The 17,973-nt window shown below is 45.2% G+C and carries 20 protein-coding genes; 12 read left to right on the top strand and 8 right to left on the bottom strand.

The genetic code is table 11. The features are described from left to right. Positions 1–5 precede the first annotated feature (5 nt). Positions 6–656, bottom strand: a complete 651-nt coding sequence (locus V6M43_RS08195) for a metal-dependent hydrolase (RefSeq protein ID WP_332734166.1) — start codon at positions 654–656, stop codon at positions 6–8. Between the two features lie 151 nt (positions 657–807). On the opposite strand from V6M43_RS08195, the gene V6M43_RS08190 reads away from it, so the two are divergent. Continuing rightward, the gene (locus tag V6M43_RS08190) at positions 808–2,121 is read left to right on the top strand and encodes a hypothetical protein (protein WP_156123614.1); all 1,314 of its coding nucleotides are present in this window, start codon (positions 808–810) and stop codon (positions 2,119–2,121) included. 56 nt (positions 2,122–2,177) lie between these two features. On the opposite strand, the gene V6M43_RS08185 is transcribed toward V6M43_RS08190, so the two are convergent. Next, complete coding sequence (locus tag V6M43_RS08185; RefSeq protein WP_332734164.1) at positions 2,178–2,729, bottom strand: hypothetical protein; 552 nt, start codon at positions 2,727–2,729, stop codon at positions 2,178–2,180. Between the two features lie 93 nt (positions 2,730–2,822). Next, positions 2,823–3,887 (bottom strand): saccharopine dehydrogenase family protein, encoded by a 1,065-nt coding sequence (locus tag V6M43_RS08180; protein WP_332734162.1) that lies wholly within the window; start codon positions 3,885–3,887, stop codon positions 2,823–2,825. 48 nt (positions 3,888–3,935) lie between these two features. On the opposite strand from V6M43_RS08180, the gene V6M43_RS08175 reads away from it, so the two are divergent. Beyond that, positions 3,936–4,367 (top strand): hypothetical protein, encoded by a 432-nt coding sequence (locus V6M43_RS08175; RefSeq protein WP_332734160.1) that lies wholly within the window; start codon positions 3,936–3,938, stop codon positions 4,365–4,367. 6 nt (positions 4,368–4,373) lie between these two features. On the opposite strand, the gene V6M43_RS08170 is transcribed toward V6M43_RS08175, so the two are convergent. Continuing rightward, the gene (locus V6M43_RS08170; protein WP_332734158.1) at positions 4,374–4,736 is read right to left on the bottom strand and encodes a hypothetical protein; all 363 of its coding nucleotides are present in this window, start codon (positions 4,734–4,736) and stop codon (positions 4,374–4,376) included. A 199-nt stretch (positions 4,737–4,935) separates the two neighbouring features. Here V6M43_RS08170 and V6M43_RS08165 point away from each other — a divergent pair, with 199 nt between their 5' ends. From V6M43_RS08165 to V6M43_RS08125, 9 genes are all read left to right on the top strand, one after another. Further along, positions 4,936–5,286, top strand: coding sequence for a single-stranded DNA-binding protein (locus tag V6M43_RS08165; RefSeq protein WP_332734156.1), 351 nt, complete (start codon positions 4,936–4,938; stop codon positions 5,284–5,286). A 71-nt stretch (positions 5,287–5,357) separates the two neighbouring features. After that, positions 5,358–7,589, top strand: coding sequence for a helix-turn-helix domain-containing protein (locus V6M43_RS08160; RefSeq protein ID WP_332734154.1), 2,232 nt, complete (start codon positions 5,358–5,360; stop codon positions 7,587–7,589). 32 nt (positions 7,590–7,621) lie between these two features. After that, positions 7,622–8,968: a M24 family metallopeptidase gene (locus tag V6M43_RS08155; RefSeq protein WP_332734151.1), complete on the top strand. Its 1,347-nt coding sequence runs from the start codon at positions 7,622–7,624 to the stop codon at positions 8,966–8,968. A 108-nt stretch (positions 8,969–9,076) separates the two neighbouring features. Then, positions 9,077–9,409 (top strand): ArsR/SmtB family transcription factor, encoded by a 333-nt coding sequence (locus V6M43_RS08150; protein WP_332734149.1) that lies wholly within the window; start codon positions 9,077–9,079, stop codon positions 9,407–9,409. Between the two features lie 45 nt (positions 9,410–9,454). Then, positions 9,455–10,312: an arsenite methyltransferase gene (locus V6M43_RS08145; RefSeq protein ID WP_332734147.1), complete on the top strand. Its 858-nt coding sequence runs from the start codon at positions 9,455–9,457 to the stop codon at positions 10,310–10,312. A gap of 10 nt (positions 10,313–10,322) precedes the next feature. Further along, positions 10,323–10,763, top strand: coding sequence for an arsenic resistance N-acetyltransferase ArsN2 (gene arsN2, locus V6M43_RS08140; protein ID WP_332734145.1), 441 nt, complete (start codon positions 10,323–10,325; stop codon positions 10,761–10,763). A gap of 27 nt (positions 10,764–10,790) precedes the next feature. Beyond that, a complete protein-coding gene (arsB, locus tag V6M43_RS08135) occupies positions 10,791–11,843 on the top strand; it encodes an ACR3 family arsenite efflux transporter (protein WP_332734143.1) in 1,053 nt (350 codons plus the stop codon). 3 nt (positions 11,844–11,846) lie between these two features. After that, the gene (locus tag V6M43_RS08130) at positions 11,847–12,242 is read left to right on the top strand and encodes an arsenate reductase ArsC (protein ID WP_332734141.1); all 396 of its coding nucleotides are present in this window, start codon (positions 11,847–11,849) and stop codon (positions 12,240–12,242) included. Between the two features lie 69 nt (positions 12,243–12,311). Further along, positions 12,312–12,929 (top strand): thioredoxin family protein, encoded by a 618-nt coding sequence (locus V6M43_RS08125; RefSeq protein WP_332734139.1) that lies wholly within the window; start codon positions 12,312–12,314, stop codon positions 12,927–12,929. Positions 12,930–12,933: 4 nt separating this feature from the next. On the opposite strand, the gene feoB is transcribed toward V6M43_RS08125, so the two are convergent. Continuing rightward, positions 12,934–15,045 carry a ferrous iron transport protein B gene (gene feoB, locus V6M43_RS08120; RefSeq protein ID WP_332734137.1) on the bottom strand — a complete coding sequence of 704 codons (2,112 nt, stop codon included), beginning with the start codon at positions 15,043–15,045 and terminating at the stop codon, positions 12,934–12,936. A gap of 80 nt (positions 15,046–15,125) precedes the next feature. Here feoB and V6M43_RS08115 point away from each other — a divergent pair, with 80 nt between their 5' ends. Then, the gene (locus tag V6M43_RS08115; protein ID WP_332734136.1) at positions 15,126–15,710 is read left to right on the top strand and encodes a GNAT family N-acetyltransferase; all 585 of its coding nucleotides are present in this window, start codon (positions 15,126–15,128) and stop codon (positions 15,708–15,710) included. On the opposite strand, the gene V6M43_RS08110 is transcribed toward V6M43_RS08115, so the two are convergent. Genes V6M43_RS08110 through V6M43_RS08100 form a run of 3 tightly spaced genes read right to left on the bottom strand, consistent with a single transcriptional unit; the run spans position 15,685 to position 17,951 of the window. Then, a complete protein-coding gene (locus tag V6M43_RS08110; protein ID WP_332734134.1) occupies positions 15,685–16,422 on the bottom strand; it encodes a 2-phosphosulfolactate phosphatase in 738 nt (245 codons plus the stop codon). The two genes, V6M43_RS08115 and V6M43_RS08110, sit on opposite strands and share 26 nt — an antisense overlap. A 41-nt stretch (positions 16,423–16,463) precedes the next feature. After that, complete coding sequence (locus V6M43_RS08105; protein WP_332734132.1) at positions 16,464–16,937, bottom strand: SRPBCC family protein; 474 nt, start codon at positions 16,935–16,937, stop codon at positions 16,464–16,466. Positions 16,938–16,946: 9 nt separating this feature from the next. Next, positions 16,947–17,951: a polysaccharide deacetylase family protein gene (locus tag V6M43_RS08100; RefSeq protein WP_332734129.1), complete on the bottom strand. Its 1,005-nt coding sequence runs from the start codon at positions 17,949–17,951 to the stop codon at positions 16,947–16,949. Positions 17,952–17,973: the final 22 nt, after the last annotated feature.

The raw sequence follows: 17,973 nt of genomic DNA, 5'->3' as shown, positions 1-17,973 counted from the left end.
CTCCCTCAAATAGGCCTTCGGTTCCGGTCGGCCCAATAAGCCCAGGCAACCAACAGCCACTGGCTCAATCCCACAATGGCAATGGGCTGCACATCTGTTGGAGGAGGTCCGAATATATTCAGGAGATGTACGAGAACAAGGAAGATCACCAGGCTATAAAATGCTATGGCTCCTGTTTTATTTATGGCAAGGGTAGCCCGGGTATATAATAGAACGCCCACTCCGAAAAAGATCAACTCGATGGCAAGTACAAGCCATTTCTGGTGCCATAGTCCCAGCCCGGTTTTATAATCGCTACCCGGTGTGAGGGGAAGGTCGGGTATATGTACAAACCAGTCGAGAACCCAGTGGCTCATTACCAACGCGGCAAGCAGAACTGCCACCTTAAGATTCTTATTAAAAAGATAACTCACCACTGCAAAAAGCAGGGCCCATCCGGCAACCGCCAGGAGGCTATGTGAAATGGGATAATGCGTGAATGAGAGGGGGATGGGACTGTTTGGATCAGTAGCGAGCTCAACTTTTTCAAGTCCGGTTAACAGGAGCAGCGGCCATATAAGGTCAAGCCATTGTGCTGCCAGGAAATAGGTGCCGAGACTGGGTTTGGAGTCAATTTTCTTTGCGGCGAAGGCTGCTGCGAAATGGCCTATGAACATATAATTGAGTTTATGGGTTCCTCATATTCCACGTTTCAATATACCCCTTTATGGGTATTTTTTAGCGTGATCAGCGTATTTGGATAACCGTTACTTCCTGATTTGGAAGATTTTTTTAATATTGCGCCCTCATCCTAAACCCTTCGAACTTATGAATCGTATAACACTGCTATTGTGTGCAGTACTACTTTCTATGACCCTCACCGCCCAGAAGCGGATCGTAGTAAATGTACTGCCGGCTGATGCCACTATTTCTGAAGTTGGTCCGGGCGGCGTTGAAAAACCCCTTGGAAGTGGAACTGCACAGATCAAGACCGAAAAAGACGAACCAATTAAACTCGTATTTCGCAAACCGGGCTTCAATCCCATTGTCAAAACCTATATCAAAAGAAAAGGAGTTGATCTTCCTAAAACAGAAACATTTGTATTAAAGGATCGCCTGGTTAAAATAATGGCGCAGCCCTATGATGCAAAAATTATCCTGAATGGTATTGAGATGGGATCAGGTCAGGTGAATGCTATCATCCCAGAGAACGGATCGGTTACTGTTGAGATAAAAAAGCCGGGATTCTTCACTAAAACAAAAACCTATTTCAACAAATCAGGTATGGATCTTCCTCCTGCTGATGAAGTTTTTGTTCTGGCTGATCGTGCCCTTCAGGTTAAACTGACACCAGCGGATGCACAGATATTTGTGGATGGAAAAAAAGTTGCTGATGGTAGTGGTGAGATTGTGATCCCTGCCAAAGCATGTGTTTCTGTTGAGTTTATCAAAGAGGGATTTGCGACCATTCAACGGAGCTATTGTAATAAAGAAGGAATGCCTGAGTCGCCGCTTTATGATAATATTGTTATGAAGGATCGCGTGGTTCAGATCAATACTACACCGAATGATGCAACCATTAAAATGGATGGCCGCCAGGTTGGCGCGGGTGAGTATGGTATTAAGATCCTTGAAGGTGCCTGCGTAGAAGTGATCGTGGAGAAAGCAGGATATGTTGCCATCACCAAAAATTTCTGCAACCAGCGTAATATGCAGAGTCCACCGGTGAATGAGCATGTTGTTCTTAAAGAAGACGAGGCTTACAGCTCTTCTATACAGAGTGATCAGGCCAATGTGAACTTTAGTATTAGTGTGGGATCCGGACGGTCAGAAGAAGATGCATGGAAAGTAATGAACCAGATCGTTACCAATTATTTCGATGTTATCGAAATGTCTGATAAGGAAACCGGATATGTTCGTACTGCCTGGAACATGAAGAATTTCCCCAACAATACTATTCGTACACGCATCATTGTAAAGCCGGGAAATACGGGAAGTTCACAGTATGTGGTAAAGATCCAAAGCGAGGCATCCGGTGCTGCAAATACTGCCGCAAAGGATGATGAAAAGTTTCGTGAATGGGGTCGTATCCTGAATACGTACAAGGATATTATCAGTGAAATGCAATCAAGATTAAGATAGAATTTGTATGATAAATAAAAAAGCAAGCCTTAATGAGCTTGCTTTTTTTATGGCGATTATTTTTCTCTTACACTCCTGAATGTTCCGTTAAGAACTTTTTTTGTGATGGTGGGATCATCAAATTCATCCTGGGGAAATTCAAGGTTTTCAATCTGCCCGCTAATAGTTTTATCCGATGCGTTGTAATTGAGCACCAGTCTGCCGGCAGATGGCAGCAAGTGGATAACCGTATTATCATCACCTGTTTCAATTCTCAGGGCTGTCCTGATAAGTTCGTTTGATGCGGGGAAGTTGTAGATACCTGACACTGCTGTAAAATCTTCAGCATCCTTAAAGGCAAAACTAATACCGAAAGGCACCGTATTAATATTGGTGGTTACTGCTCCGATATTCAGCAACGGCACATGCCCATCATCGTTAACTGAATATTGCAGGAAGCTGTTTCTGGCGAGAGCGTCATCATTGAGGGTTTCTGAAAAGATGCCGCCGGTTTCATAATGGATACTAAGCCTGAGTTCTGATACTGCCTGCACGGGTTTGTCGTTGCTTTTGGAGCAGGCCATTGTTCCCAGCATAATAGCTGAGAGCGTTACGAGTTTTACTTGCATGAATAAGGTATTTAGTGGGCACAAAAATGCTGTACCCATATCGGTTGTGCGATACCGTTGGCATTTATTAACCAGTCTTTAACGCATATAATCCTATAACCATGCGCTGCCTGGTATTTCATCAATGAGGCCTGATCCATAACATCCTGCGGGTGTTTGGTAGCCGGGGGAGAAATTGCCGTCCAATACTTTTTTTGCGATGATAAGACTGCTATGAGCGGTGAGCGTATAACCATCAGCACAGGTAAGCATTGCTGTGCTGGAAGAACCCTGGCTGTTGCGAACCTGACCCCATACATAACTCCTGCTGTTACTTCGTGTTTCAGGTGATGGCCCTGCAGGTTTTTTATCGATCCACTGCTGTGCTTTCTTCCTCGCCCATCCGGTCCGCAATGCCCAGTTGTATAATTTTTGCAACTTAAGGATCTGGTGGATGCGTGGAGGGATGCCTGTATAAACAATGATATTGGGGATGCCGGTAGTGTGGTAGGCAGTTGATACATCGCCCCATGGAATACTCATGACAAGTTGTGGTCCTTTTCCAAAATCTATATGACGTGAATGATTGCCCAGTGGATCAGAAATAATCTTGCCATTGCTACGGATAGCGCCGCCTTCTCCGAGTGACCTTGCCATTGTTGTGGCAGTACCATGGGAGATGCCTCCTCCGATGCTGGTAAAGGCGAGCTCAAGATGGGTGGCATCAGAAAGCTGGTCGCGAAGGCGCTTTGCCATACAGTCGGTTGGAACTACATCAAAGCCTGTTCCGGGCATGACCATGATGCCTGCCCCCCTGGCTTTTCCGTCGAGTGATCTCGCATATTCAAAAACGGGGATCTCACCGGTTATGTCGAGGTAGTGTATGCTATTTCGCAGGCAGGCCTCAACCATAGGCCTGGCTGTTTCGCTGAATGGACCAGCAACGTGGAGCACAACACTGACATCTTTGAGGAGATTATCCATCTCATCAGCATTTGTGAGACTACCGGTTCTATATGGAAGGTCATATTGGGAGGAAAGTTCACGTATGGCCGATTCGTTCCGGCCGGCTAAAATTGGACTCAGGCCATAGCGTTCGGCATATTCCAGAATCAATCGCCCGGTATAGCCGTTGGCTCCATAAAGCAATAAGTTTCCTGTCATTCCTGTAAGGTACAACAGCCCTGTATTTTTCGTACCTTTTATGACCGGTAAAATATGATTGATATGAAAAAGAAAAACACGAACTGCCTTAAGTATGCGATCTGGATAGATCTCCAGAAGGCCATCATCGCCTGTTTAGACGAAGAAGGAAACCTTACAACAGAATCAATGCAATCAGAAATTGAGAAGCAGGTCAGATTTGCCGGGGAGAGCTCAAATAAAAGCCGCCTGTTCGGCGCTACTCTTAATAATGAGAAGCATGCCCAGAATAAACTGAATCAACAACGAAAAACTTACCTGAAAAGCGTTGCCGCTAAAATCACCAAAGCAGAATCAGTGATCATTCTCGGTCCGGCTGATACCAAGTATGAACTTCATAAAGAAATTGAAAAACGCAAGCCACTTGCCAATGCCCGTATTGAACTTAAGAGTGCCGACAAGATGAAGATCCATGAGATCAAGGCGGTATTAAAACCCCTGAAGCCAAGGTCATGATCTTTCTTATTTCTTACGCACTACAAGGTAGTATTCATCAGGTAGGGGTATATAACCATAATCATAGCAAAAGCACAGGGGCCCCTGGGGATCATTGGATAAGTATTGTGTAAAGTATTTGAACTGGAATCCCTGCTCCAGGAGAATTTCGCGGCTAACTTTCTTAGAGTTTTCGCCTGATGCCAGCGTGGTGGCAAGTATTCTCCTGTTGCGCACCAGGGCATGATTTATATTACGCACCTGGTTGTATTCATCTACTGTCCGGCGATTGTTGAAGGCATTGCGGCAACTGTCGTCGCAGAACTTTTTGTCGATCCTGCCCTTCAGCAGATCATTGCACCAGAGACAATATCTTTTGTCTGTTTCCATCATTTATTTTTCCGGAAAACTAGGATTCTCCCCTTTTCAGTACAAGCGTTTTTCAACGGTTTATTAGCGGTTATAATCACTTATTTTCCGGTAATGCTTTCTCCTGCTCTCCATCTTTACATTGTTCAACTGGCGCCGGGTGAACAACAATTAATAGTTAACCGGCCTAGTATTATACCGGGCCAAAATGAAAGGAGTTATGAGTGAGAATAAGAACAAAGTGTTGCTGGTGGGCAACCTGGGATCGGATCCCGAGATTAAAATGACCGCTACGGGAAAAAAGGTAGCCAGGTTCAATATGGCAACCAGTGAGTCATACCTGAATGCACAGGGAGAAAAAGTTACAGAAACACAATGGCATCACCTGGTAGCATGGGGCAAGATGGCAGATAAGGCTGAGCATGAACTGCATAAAGGTTGCGAGGTTTCGCTGGATGGGAAGCTGATCTACCGGAATTATGTTGATAAGGACGGGGCCAAGCGATACATTACAGAGATCTATGTGTATGAAATGGTGGTATTGCAGGATCGCAGCAAGGCAGAAATCTGAAAAACCGGATAGGTATGTCTGTACCCTGTGGTGCAGCATACCTTTCATAATCCTTAGCTTTACCGAACCTTATGCAAAAGGATCCTGCCAATATATATTTCGAGCTGGCCAGCCGCTTTGTGCTGCATACCGATAAGCATATCTTTCTTACGGGTAAGGCAGGAACAGGTAAAACAACCTTCCTTAAATATATTAGGGATAACTGCTCCAAGAAGATGGCCATTGTTGCCCCAACAGGTGTAGCGGCAATTAATGCAGGTGGTGTAACCCTTCATACATTTTTTCAGTTGCCCCTTGGCGCTTATGTTCCGCAGGGAGGCATACCTGATAGTGGCGATCAGCTTTTTAATAACCGTCAAACGCTGTTGCGTAACCTACGCTTGTCGCAGCAAAAGCGGGAACTCATGCGCGAGCTTGAGTTACTGGTGATTGATGAAGTAAGCATGATGCGGGCCGATATTCTCGATGCCATCGATGCAGTGCTTCGGCATGTGCGGAAAAAGCCCTACCAGGCTTTTGGTGGTGTTCAGATTTTATTTATTGGCGATCTCTTCCAGTTACCACCGGTTATAGCCGATCGGGAGTGGCATTATCTGAAAGAGCATTATGCAAGTCCGTTCTTTTTTGACGCCCAGGTAATGCAGGCGGCCGAACCGGTTTACCTGGAACTGAAGAAAATATACAGGCAGAGCGAACAGGCTTTTATCGACCTGTTAAATATGGTCCGCAATAACAGGCTCGATAATGAAGGCATGGAATATTTGAACAGCCGCTATCGTCCTGGCTTTGAACCTGCTCACGAAGAGCAATTCATTACCCTTACTACGCATAATGTAAGAGCGGATGCCATTAACCAGCAGGCCCTCCAGAGACTTGGTGGACCGTCTATTTCATTCAGGGCGGAAATCAGTGGTGATTTTTCTGAAAAAGCCTACCCCGCTGATCTTGACCTCCACCTGAAGCCTGGAGCGCAGATCATGTTTATCAAAAATGATAAAGGAGAGGAGCGCCGCTATTACAATGGAAGGATCGGAAAAGTGCATGATATCACAGATGAACGTATCCGGGTTTCTTTCGCCGATGATGGAAGCATAATTGATCTTGAAAAAGAGGTATGGCGAAATATCCGCTACCAATACGATAAGGCAAAGGATAGTATTGATGAGGAAGAGCTGGGAACTTTCTCACAATATCCAATACGGCTGGCATGGGCAATAACGATACATAAAAGCCAGGGACTAAGTTTTGATAAGGCAATCATTGATGCAGGCGCAGCATTTGCACCAGGGCAGGTTTACGTTGCACTGAGCAGGCTAACAAATATGGAAGGACTGGTACTCCGGTCAAGGGTACCATATGGGGCTATCAATACCGACCCACGTGTACTTGCCTTCTCGGCAAGTGAAAAAGCGACAGATGCATTGGAGGAAGAACTGGCCAGATCAGAAAAACATTATATAAGGCAATCACTCCTAAAGGCATTTTACCTGGAATCAATTCAGGAGATGGCAGATAATTGGGTTCAGGAGGCAGGCAGGAAAAGTTTCACAACCAAAACCGGTGTAATAGAATGGGCGCTCCAATTCCACAACCAGGTAAAAGAACTTATGCCGGTGGCTGCTAAAACAGTTGGACATCTTGAATCTCATCTGCGGCTAGGGGATACCGTCGGTTATAATGAATTGGTGGAAAGAACCCGCGCTGCATCAGGCTATTTTGTTACTGCTTTGAAGAAGATCATTGAAAATCTCCGAGGCCATAAAGAAGATGTGAATAAAGCCTCACGTGCCACTAAGTATCTGAAAGAATTGGGTATTATGGAAGCTGCTCTACTGCTGCGTGTTGAACAGTTGAAAAAATCGGCCGAAATAACCGCCGCACTTGCCTCAGGCGCCACTGATAATAGCCTGTTGGGAATGATCTCATCAAAGCCCGAACCCGTAAAACTTACCGCCACAAGGTCAAAGCAGGTGAAAGGAGAAACCCAGAGAATCAGCCTGGAAATGTTCATGGCTGGTAATAGTATTTCAGATATTGCAGAAAGCCGTCAGCTTGCATACTCCACCATCCATGGCCATCTTTCACGATTCGTGGCACAGGGCGAGCTCCCGGTGGAGCAGCTGGTTGAAAAGGAAAAGCTGGCCACCATATTGCAGGCCGTTGAAAAAGTGGAGAGCCGTCAATGGGCACCCCTCCGCGAAGTTTTAGGAGATGAATTCAGCTACCCTGATATACAGGCCGTGCTGGCTCATCTGAATTATCTGGATACGGTAAGGGGAAATCAAACTACCGAAGCTTCCTAATGAAAACTTATTTTTAGGAATAACTAACTGTTATGCGTACATGTATTCTTGCCCTTATCAGCTTTTTATATTTACAGGCGCAGAGCCAGGTGATACCACTGCGCGAGCAAGCTACGGTGATAAATGAGATACTGGGAGAGAGACTTAATAACCTCCTCCCTTCCCTTATGCAGGAAACGGGTATTGATATGTGGGTGCTGGTTTCGCGTGAATACAATGAAGATCCCGTATTGGAAACAATGCTACCGGCAGAGTGGATGTCGGCCCGCAGACGTACTATCCTGGTGTTTTACCGTAATGCACAAACTGGTAGTTATGAGAAACTTGCTATTGCAAGGTATAATGTTGGGGAGCATATAAAGGCATCATGGGATATGCAGAAATTTCCTGACCAATGGGATGCTCTGGCAGATATCATACAAATAAGGAAGCCGGCAAGGATTGGTATTAATACCAGCAAGCATCACGCTCATGCCGATGGACTCGATCATACAGATTACCAGGAGATGATGGCAAAAATACCAGTAGCCTTCCGGAACAAAGTCGTGTCTGCAGAAGACCTTGCCATCCGCTGGCTAGAAACCAGAACAGAAAGGGAGATGTCGATCTACCCGCAGCTGGTAGCCATAACCCATCGAATAATTGATGAAGGCTTTTCAGAAAAGGTTATAACACCCGGCATCACTACCACCGATGATGTTGTATGGTGGTTCCGGGAAAAGATCAAGGGCATGGGGCTGGAAACATGGTTCCAACCCTCCGTGGCCGTGCAAAGGAATGACCCCGAAAATTTTGAACACCTGCGAAGCTTTTCAAATCGACCCGCCGGAGAAATAATAAGACCCGGTGATCTTCTTCATGTAGATATAGGCATCAGCTACCTGCGACTGAATACGGATATCCAGCAACATGCATATGTACTAAGGGCTGGAGAAACCAGTCTGCCGCCATACCTGAAATCCGCCTTCGCTAAAAGCAACCGGCTACAGGATATACTGACGTCAAATTATGCAGAAGGAAAAACAGGTAACCAGGTGCTGGCAGCATCCCTGGAGCAGGCAAAGAAAGAAGGCATAACCGCCTCCATATATACCCATCCACTGGGCTATCATGGGCATGCGGCCGGTTCTACCATTGGCTTGTGGGACCAGCAGGGAGGAGTTCCCGGGGCGGGAGACTATCCCCTCCACAATAAAACCGCCTGGTCCATTGAGCTGAATACGGCTACAGATATTCCCGAATGGAAGAAATCCATTCGCATCATGCTTGAGGAAGATGGTTATTTAGACAAAGAAGGGTTCCGATACATTAATGGTCGACAAAAGGAAATTCATCTTATCCCAAGGCCTAAATATTCTACAGGAACCAATCACCCTTGATGTTTTGCGAGTCGGGGATTTTGCGATTATTTTACCCTGCAAGAAAAAAAAGTCGTGAAAACTTGCTCTGTATCTACTTAATCGTATATTTGCGATATAAGATTAATTATGGCAGTTCACAAGAAAGAGGCATTTTCCCAAACAGAACAGGACCTGGCAGCATTTGCCAAAGCTCTTGCCCACCCGGCAAGAATCGCCATCCTTAAAGTACTTGCCGAAAAGTGCGAGTGTATCTGTGGCGAAATAGTGGAGATTCTGCCGTTGGCTCAAAGCACTGTTTCACAACACCTCAAGGAATTGAAAGAAGCCGGATTGATAAGTGGTTCCGTTGATGGCCCTCGCAGCTGTTATTGCATCAACTATGAAGCTTTCAAAAAAATGGGATCATCCTTCCAGGGATTGATGGATGCCATGAAGGATCCCGGAACCAAATGCTGTTGATCGAAATCGTCAAAACCTACATTTTAAACTATAAAGCCTTGACAAATGAAAAATGACCTTGAAATCAAATCAATCGTAAAAGAAAAATACGGTGCCATTGCAGAACAACCTGCTTCGCAGAATGCTGCCTCCTGCTGCGGTGCAACCTCATCCTGCTGTGGTGATGATGTATATCATATCATGGCCGATGATTATACAAAACTTGAAGGCTATCATGAAGGCGCCGACCTATCGCTCGGTTGCGGATTGCCAACAGCATTTGCGAAGATAAAGGCCGGCGATACAGTTATCGATCTTGGAAGCGGCGCCGGCAACGATTGCTTTATTGCCCGTGCGGTAGTGGGTGATAGTGGAAAAGTTATCGGTATAGATTTTACCGAGAAGATGATTGAAAAAGCAAGGGCAAATGCCGAGCAACTAAACTATAATAATGTTGAGTTCAGGTTGGGCGACATAGAGCAGATGCCCGTAGGCGCCAACAAAGCTGATGTTGTTGTAAGCAACTGTGTGCTGAACCTTGTTCCTAATAAACCCGCCGTTTTTAAAGAGATTTACCGGGTATTGAAACCAGGTGGACATTTCTCCATTTCTGATATCGTCATAAAGGGCAATATGCCTGAGAAATGGAAAGCAATTGCTGAATTGTATGCAGGATGTATTTCGGGCGCCATTCAGAAAGATGAATATATAGGTATCATTGATAAGGCAGGTTTCACCAACCGCACGGTACAAAAGGAAAAGCTGATCTCTATTCCGGAGGATATACTTTCTCAATATCTTAGTCCCGATGAAGTACTTGCCTACCAGTCAGGCGATGTGCAGGTTTTAAGCATTACGGTATATGCTGAAAAACCGCTGGAAGCAAAAGCTCCTTGTTGTGAACCCGGATCAGGTTGTTGTTAAACTTTATTCAATGTCAACAGATATTAAAATCAGAACTGCAGTACCGGGTGATTACGACCCGGTCTGCAGTTTACTTCAAACCGAGCAATTACCTATCAGTGATTTAAGACCTGATCTTGATCATTTCATAATTGCAGAATCAAATGATATTCCCGTAGCTGTAATTGGCCTCGACCCTTATGGAAAAGACGGATTACTACGATCTATGATCGTGAAGCAGGAATTCAGAAGCCATGGCATCGCCTCTAAACTGGTGAATGAATTAGAGTCATACGCAAGGAAACAGGGTATTGAAATGCTTTACCTGGTAACAAATACAGCTGAAAATTATTTCAGCAGGAAGGGATTCAACATCATAGCCAGGACTGATGTTCCGGATAATGTGGCCGTATCGGCGGAGTTCAATGGACTATGTCCGGCCTCATCTACCCTTATGCGTAAATCTATTTGACCCTGATCTAAATATTCTTTACTGCTTATGTCTAAACAGCTTTCTTATCTCGATAAAAATCTCACCCTCTGGATATTTCTGGCCATGGCTATTGGAGTGGCTATTGGATATTTCTTTCCGTCCTCTACAAATTTCATTCAGCGTTTCCAGCAGGGCTCAACCAATATTCCCATTGCAATAGGCCTGGTGCTGATGATGTATCCGCCACTGGCCAAAGTAAAATACAGTGAGCTGCCGAAAGTATTCAGCCAGAAAAAAATCCTGACCCTTTCCCTTATCCAGAACTGGCTGATAGGTCCACTGTTGATGTTTGTATTGGCGATCGTTTTCCTGCGTGATGAACCGGAGTATATGACCGGACTTATCCTGATCGGTATTGCGAGGTGTATTGCCATGGTTATTGTTTGGAACGATCTTGCCAATGGCGACCGACTTTATGCAGCCGGATTAGTTGCTTTCAACAGTATATTCCAGGTATTTTTTTACAGCGTTTATGCATGGGTGTTTATTACAAAACTCCCACCCCTGTTCGGTTTAAAAGGATATGAAGTGAACATCACTATCGGCCAGGTAGCAGAAAGCGTATTTATATATTTAGGCATACCCTTTCTGCTGGGAATCTTTTCACGGATCCTATTAACCAGATGGAAGGGAGTGGACTGGTATGAAAATAAATACCTGCCTTTTATTAGTCCAATTACACTCGTGGCATTGCTCTTCACAATTGTTGTTATGTTCAGCCTCAAGGGTAACCTTATTGTACAGATCCCTCTTGATGTGGTGAGGATCGCCATTCCTCTGACGATCTATTTTGCCATCATGTTCTTTTCTGCTTTTTATTTATCAAAACGTGCGGGAGCAGATTATCCGCGATCAACATCATTGGCATTTACGGCGGCTGGAAATAATTTTGAACTTGGTATTGCAGTAGCCATTGCTGTATTTGGCATTAACAGTGGTGCGGCATTTGCGGCGGTGATCGGACCGCTCATTGAAGTACCTGTTCTGATATTGATGGTAAGGTTTGCATTAAGACAGCAACCAAAATTCCTTGAACCTGTTTGCGAAAAAACCAACTGATATATGGAGAAGAAAAAATTATTATTTGTTTGCGTTGAAAATTCAAACCGCAGCCAGATGAGCCAGGCTTTTGCCCGCATAATTGGCGGGGATGCGGTTGAGGCTTATAGTGCGGGAAGTAAGCCAAGTGGCATCGTGAATCCCAAGGCTATCGCGGCAATGAAAGAACTTGGCTATGACCTAAGTACGCATGATTCAAAATCACTGCAGGAAGTAGAGAAGTTTGCACCTTTTGATGCGGTTGTAACGATGGGCTGTGGTGATGCCTGCCCCTGGATGCCCGCCAGGCAGTTCATTGACTGGCAGATACCCGACCCCAAGCATATGGAGCCGGAAGCATTTAACGAAGTGCGTGATTATATTGCTTCCAAAGTGCGCGAGCTGATAGCTACCCTTTGAACAATTAACAGTTGCTTGCTGTCATTTAAAAGCAATGGATTATCATTGCGATAATTGAAATGTAGAGATATGGCGGTAATTTCAGATGAGATCATGGATCTGTCCCTTGATTACAAAGAATATAAGTTGTTGTTAGATGGCCTGATGAAAGATGGAAAAACCACGGGAGAAAACCAGGATGAGTGGTTGGTGGATTATTCGCGACTCAATCTGCAGCGCATGAGCCGGCTTGATAAAACATGGAAACCTTCGGATAAGATCGAGAAGCGGATGCTGGCGATGGAAACTCCGCTGATATGGCTCACAATAACAGAGGGCTGGTGTGGTGATGCGGCACAGATCGTTCCAATACTGGAAAAGATCGCGGCAATAAATCCACTCATCAGTCACCGGCTTATTTTGCGCGATGAAAACCCCGGACTGATGGATCAGTTCCTTACAAATGGCACCCGGTCAATTCCCAAAACGGTAATTCTGGAACAGTCAACCCACCGTGTTCTGGGAAGTTGGGGTCCTCGCCCTGCAGGGGCGGTTGATCTGCTAAAAGACCTTAAACAGCAGAATGCACTTCCCAAAGAAGAGATGTATAGCCAGTTGCATGGCTGGTATGCAAAAGACAAAGGTTCACATACGGCAAAGGAATTCGTTGACAGCGTTGAGTTTGCGCTGGTAACTGCAGAAAGCTGAATGATTAGCTGGCAAGATTATATACGATCCAGCTCATGAGATAAGCCAGCACGGTCATGTAAACCAGTTGGATGATGGGCCATTTCCAGCTTCTTGTTTCGCGTTTCACAACTGCAAGCGTACTCATACATTGCATGGCCAGTACATAAAATACCATCAACGATAAGCCAGTTGCCAGCGTGTAAACCCGGCTCCCGTCTGCGTGCCTTGCCTGCTGCATTTTCTGACGAAGCAAGAGACCGCTTCCATCATCACCTTCACCCACACTATAGAGAGTAGCCATAGTGCCCACAAATACTTCGCGGGCAGCAAAAGAGGTTATAAGTGCAATGCCTATTTTCCAGTCATAGCCCAAAGGTGTTATAACTGGTTCAATACTTTTACCAAGAATGCCAGCATAGGAATTGGCAAGCCTTGCAGCACCTTCTTCGCGGTTTAGCTCAGTAATACGATCCGGTTGCTGTTGTTTAAGCACTGCATATTCTTCGGATACTTTTTCCATGCGGTCACCGGGACCATAACTACTCAGTGCCCATAAAAGAAGGCTGATGATCATAATCACTTTACCAGCATCGAAAACAAAGATCTTAGCTTTCTGGATCATTGTGGTGAATATATTCTTCCAGCGAGGTGCGCGGTACATTGGCAGCTCCAGTATGAAGAAACTTTTTTCCTGGATGCGGATAAACCATTTAGCTATATAAGAAACCAACATGGCCATCACGATCCCTAGCAGGTAGAGACCCATCATCACTAATCCCTGCAACCCAATGACACCCCAAACCATTTTTTGTGGAACCACAAGCGCGATCAATATTGTAAAGACCGGAAGCCTTGCGCTACAACTCATGAGTGGAGTTACAAGGATGGTCAGCAATCTTTCTTTTGTATTCTCGATATTCCTCGCACTCATGATAGCGGGTACCGCGCAGGCGAAGGCACTGATCATAGGCATTACACTTTTACCGTTAAGTCCCACTTTGCGCATGAGCTTATCTGTAAGGAAACTTATCCTCGCCATATAACCTGTGTCTTCCAGAATTGTTATCAGTCCAAACAGTATCATGATCTGTGGTACGAAAACAAGAATACCACTAAGACCAGCAATCAATCCATTAATGATAAGGTCGCTCCACCATGCTTCAGGCAGAATATTTCCCACCCATTGGCCGAAGCTGCCAAATGCCCATTCAATGGCATCCATGGGATAAGTGGCTATCAGGAATACACTCTGGAAGAGAAGGAATAAAACGGCGAGCAATATCACATAGCCCCAAACCCTATGCAGGAGAATATTGTCTAGCTTTTCGGTGAAAAGGCTTTTCTGTAAGGGGTCGGGCTCTGCAACGGTCTGTTGCATTATGCTCTTGATGCGCGAATAGCGTTGCAATATTTCTTCTGCCTGTGTTTTGGTTGGATTGAACTGGTTATTGATCTCTGCATTTTCCACCTTTTGCTGCAGATCGTTGCTTAAGCTGAAATGTTCATGGTTGATGAGATAATGAATTGCCTTATAATCGCTGAGACCCGATACCAACTCTTTTACCTCAGCTACCGCCTTGAGATTCAGTTCCTGGTTGGGAATAAAATCGCGAAGGGGCGCTTTATATTGCTGCTTTGCAGTAGCAGCCATAATTTTCAGGAGTGATGGAATACCTTTATTCTTTCGGGGATTCACTGCAACTACAGGTACGCCTAGTTCGCGCTCCAATCCATCGATATCTATATTTATTCCCTTACTGCGGGCCATGTCCATCATGGTAAGTGCCACCACAACCGGGATCTTTAGATCTATGATCTGCGAAACAAAAAGCAGGTTTCGTTTAAGATTGCTTGCATCTGCAAGCAATACGAGCATATCAGGCATTACTTCTTTGTCCTGGCCCATCAGCACCTTATAAGTCACCCATTCATCGCCCCGCCTTGGATAGAGGCTGTAAGTGCCGGGCAGGTCAATGATCCTGGCTTCGAGACCATCGCCAAGAGAGCATCTGCCGGTCTTTTTATCGACCGTCACCCCCGGAAAATTGCCTACTTTCTGGTCTAGTCCTGTCAGTGCGTTAAAGAGTGAGCTTTTTCCGCTGTTGGGGTTACCCACTAATCCGATTTGAATCATGCCTGTTCCTCTTGTAATTGACAAAAGTACCAAGCTTCAAGCGAAAGAGGTTACGATTTCCGGAACAGTATCTTTACATTATGAACATGATGCAATGCAGCCTGCTGCTTTCCAGTAATTTTTCCGAAGATCCCTTATTCCGGTATGCATTTACCGGCACACCCGAACAGCGGCACAGGGGTATGGAAGCCTATTTTGGTGCTGCACTCGATTATTGCCTTGAATTTGGCGAACTCATTATGGCTCCCGGTAATACTGCACTCCTTGCCTGGATACCCGGAACTGCCTTTCCCCCCCATATTGATGACAACCGTATCAGCAGCCAGCCAATGTATGTAGTGGAAGCATGGAGAAAAATCAACATGCATGAAGAAACTCCTGAAGCAATAATTTCCCGGGATGCCAGGCATTTCGGGTATATATGGTTACTGGCGGTAGATTTTTCTGTTCGCGGCAGGGGACTTGCCTCACAGCTTTTGGATTCTTGTTTTGATCAGATGCGGGAGGCGGCAATACAGGAATGTTGGCTCAGTACTGAAAATGAAAGCAATGCTGGTTTTTATACCAAAAAAGGTTTTGTTCTGGTAGTAAGTGAAACAGCAAAAAGCGGAGTGAAGACTTTCGTTTTCAAAAAAGAACTCAATCCTCCTGCTTATCTACAATAAGGCGGCCATCGCGATATATGGGAAGAATATTGGCTCCATCGGGGGTAAGGCAATAGCGGATATCTTTTTCCAGTCCAAACCCGGTGAGACGATGATAGTGGGAAGCGTTCTTCTCTTTCATAAATTCATAGAGGTCATCTTTGGCATCATGGTAAAGACTTTCCGCCATCTGCGAAGAATCGCAATTGATATCGAAATGTTCTTTAACACGTGAGATGACAGCGCCTGCAAAAAGGGTGTCTTCAATATTGAAGCGGTCTTTCCATGCAGCACAGCCGAGAATTACATTTTTCTTCTCTTTCACCAGGTAATCACATACCGCACTAAGGTTGGGAAAGGATCCTGTAATTATGGATGGTGCTCCATTATTCAATGCCATATGGAGCAGCTTTGTACCATTTGTAGTTGTAAGTACAAGAATTTTGTTCTGGATGAATTCACGTGGATATTCAAAAGGTGAATTACCATAGGTGAGTCCCGGTGCAACTTTACCATCTCGTTCGCCAGCAGTAATGGCGCGAAGCTGTCCACCAAGTTCTATGCAACGCGGAACAGAATCTACCGGTATCACAAAATTTGCGCCGTTGTAAAGAGCTGTTGCAATGGTAGATGTTGCGCGCAGAACATCAATGATTACCACGATACTATCGCGTACATCATAAAGATGCAGAAGGGCGGGTGAAAGGGAAGTGTGGAGACTTGGCTGATTCATGGGTGGCAAAAATAGGAAGATTGTGCTGCCTTCAACACCAACTACATTAAATATTGCTTCCAGCCCTCTGACTCAGCAACTTTACGAAGGGCGTCATTGCGCGTTTCCAGGAGCCTCACCAGGTATTTATTCAGGTAAACGCGGTCGGCAACCCGGCCAATGATTCCATAGGGTAGCTCGTAATGCATATAATCAATCATAAGGGTGCCGTTGTCAATAGCTTTGAAATGATGATCATGTTTAAGGCTGCGGAAATCACCATCGGTCATTTCGTCGGTAAAATGTTCAGGCCTTTCCAATGCTGTTATCTTCGACCTGAGTACGCGGGTTTTACCCAGGTGCCTTGCCTTCCAGGTTACCGTTTCTCCTGAGTTAATAAGACCAGTAATTGTTCCGGATACTGCTTCCTCACGGGTATGTGCAAGTGTTTTCTTATGCAGGTCAATAGATCTTGCTAAGTCAAAAACCCGTTCAAGGGGTGCTTTAATAAATGTGGTAAGGTGTATGGTTGGCATCAAGATAGGTTATTTGGAATTTATTTTTTGCCGACGTTCCATTATTTCACGCCAGGTGGTTATTATGATGCCTTTTTCTTTTATGTAGGCCTTTACTGCGTCATCTGTCATGGCAAGCATATCGGCCTGCCTGGTAGGCCCGCTATCGCTAATATGTTTGAACACTTCAGAGGGCTCGGTGCAGTGCATGATCATCATCGTTAGTCCGGGTTTGCACTCTTCCAATGCTTTGATGTAATTTTTCCGCGCATGTATTTTCAGTGCTTCGGTACTCTTTAAAGCATCGGCACTGATATCCCAGCCATAGCTGCTGTTATGCAGATCATCCAATACAGGCAGTCCTGCGTTCCAGAGTGTTTGCGCAAGTTGTTTGATCTGTTGTTCCTGTTGAACAGCCATAGGATTTGTTTTACGGACCAGGGTATTGTGGCCTCCCGCAAACATAACAGGTATACGTTCGCGTATGCCTGTTTGTATATAAGCTAATAAGAATGAAGGAGTGGCAAAAAGAGTGCCCATATGGCTATCTAGATGGGTGGGTTCAAATCCCATCTGGCGTGCACGCTTTATCTGCGCATCAACTTCCTGGCTAACCTCTTTTACATTGGATTTTGTAACAACGGCTTCAACACTAGCATGCATGGCACCGGTGGCCGTATCAATTAATCCGGGCACTGCGGGTGCACCACTAAGTGCGCCCCATTTGTACTGTTCCCATTCAGAAGTTAGTGTGAGGTGTAATCCTGCATCTGTACGTGGATTTTTCTTCAGCCACCCAACAAAATGTGGCACCCATGGGCAGGGCATCATGATGCTTACAGAAGAAGCAACACCTTCTGTGAGCGCTTTGATTGCGCCCTGGTTTGAATCGAAACTCATTCCTGCATCATCAACATGTAGTATAATCACTTTGGCACCCCGGGGGAATCCAAGTTTATCAGCATAGCTGCTGTCATGTTGTGTAAAACCGGCACTACGGGCAAATACCAAAATAATGAGGAACAGTAATCGCATGGCTGCAAGGTTTCCTTAAAAA

The sequence above is a fragment of the Flavihumibacter sp. genome (genome assembly GCF_036676075.1).
GTDB lineage: Bacteria > Bacteroidota > Bacteroidia > Chitinophagales > Chitinophagaceae > Flavihumibacter.
The sequence above is the reverse complement of the archived record's forward strand: the minus strand, read 5'-3'. Positions and strand labels throughout refer to the sequence as shown.

What these genes read in the sequence shown, in the direction of transcription:
- V6M43_RS08150 (WP_332734149.1), top strand. Translation starts at nt 9,077, where the DNA reads ATGGCAGTTCACAAGAAAGAGGCATTTTCCCAAACAGAACAGGACCTG.
- V6M43_RS08155 (WP_332734151.1), top strand. Translation starts at nt 7,622, where the DNA reads ATGCGTACATGTATTCTTGCCCTTATCAGCTTTTTATATTTACAGGCG.
- V6M43_RS08125 (WP_332734139.1), top strand. Translation starts at nt 12,312, where the DNA reads ATGGCGGTAATTTCAGATGAGATCATGGATCTGTCCCTTGATTACAAA.
- V6M43_RS08110 (WP_332734134.1), bottom strand. Translation starts at nt 16,422, where the DNA reads ATGAATCAGCCAAGTCTCCACACTTCCCTTTCACCCGCCCTTCTGCAT.
- arsB (WP_332734143.1), top strand. Translation starts at nt 10,791, where the DNA reads ATGTCTAAACAGCTTTCTTATCTCGATAAAAATCTCACCCTCTGGATA.
- V6M43_RS08105 (WP_332734132.1), bottom strand. Translation starts at nt 16,937, where the DNA reads ATGCCAACCATACACCTTACCACATTTATTAAAGCACCCCTTGAACGG.
- arsN2 (WP_332734145.1), top strand. Translation starts at nt 10,323, where the DNA reads ATGTCAACAGATATTAAAATCAGAACTGCAGTACCGGGTGATTACGAC.
- V6M43_RS08100 (WP_332734129.1), bottom strand. Translation starts at nt 17,951, where the DNA reads ATGCGATTACTGTTCCTCATTATTTTGGTATTTGCCCGTAGTGCCGGT.
- V6M43_RS08190 (WP_156123614.1), top strand. Translation starts at nt 808, where the DNA reads ATGAATCGTATAACACTGCTATTGTGTGCAGTACTACTTTCTATGACC.
- feoB (WP_332734137.1), bottom strand. Translation starts at nt 15,045, where the DNA reads ATGATTCAAATCGGATTAGTGGGTAACCCCAACAGCGGAAAAAGCTCA.
- V6M43_RS08130 (WP_332734141.1), top strand. Translation starts at nt 11,847, where the DNA reads ATGGAGAAGAAAAAATTATTATTTGTTTGCGTTGAAAATTCAAACCGC.
- V6M43_RS08175 (WP_332734160.1), top strand. Translation starts at nt 3,936, where the DNA reads ATGAAAAAGAAAAACACGAACTGCCTTAAGTATGCGATCTGGATAGAT.
- V6M43_RS08145 (WP_332734147.1), top strand. Translation starts at nt 9,455, where the DNA reads ATGAAAAATGACCTTGAAATCAAATCAATCGTAAAAGAAAAATACGGT.
- V6M43_RS08185 (WP_332734164.1), bottom strand. Translation starts at nt 2,729, where the DNA reads ATGCAAGTAAAACTCGTAACGCTCTCAGCTATTATGCTGGGAACAATG.
- V6M43_RS08170 (WP_332734158.1), bottom strand. Translation starts at nt 4,736, where the DNA reads ATGGAAACAGACAAAAGATATTGTCTCTGGTGCAATGATCTGCTGAAG.
- V6M43_RS08165 (WP_332734156.1), top strand. Translation starts at nt 4,936, where the DNA reads ATGAGTGAGAATAAGAACAAAGTGTTGCTGGTGGGCAACCTGGGATCG.
- V6M43_RS08195 (WP_332734166.1), bottom strand. Translation starts at nt 656, where the DNA reads ATGTTCATAGGCCATTTCGCAGCAGCCTTCGCCGCAAAGAAAATTGAC.
- V6M43_RS08115 (WP_332734136.1), top strand. Translation starts at nt 15,126, where the DNA reads ATGAACATGATGCAATGCAGCCTGCTGCTTTCCAGTAATTTTTCCGAA.
- V6M43_RS08160 (WP_332734154.1), top strand. Translation starts at nt 5,358, where the DNA reads ATGCAAAAGGATCCTGCCAATATATATTTCGAGCTGGCCAGCCGCTTT.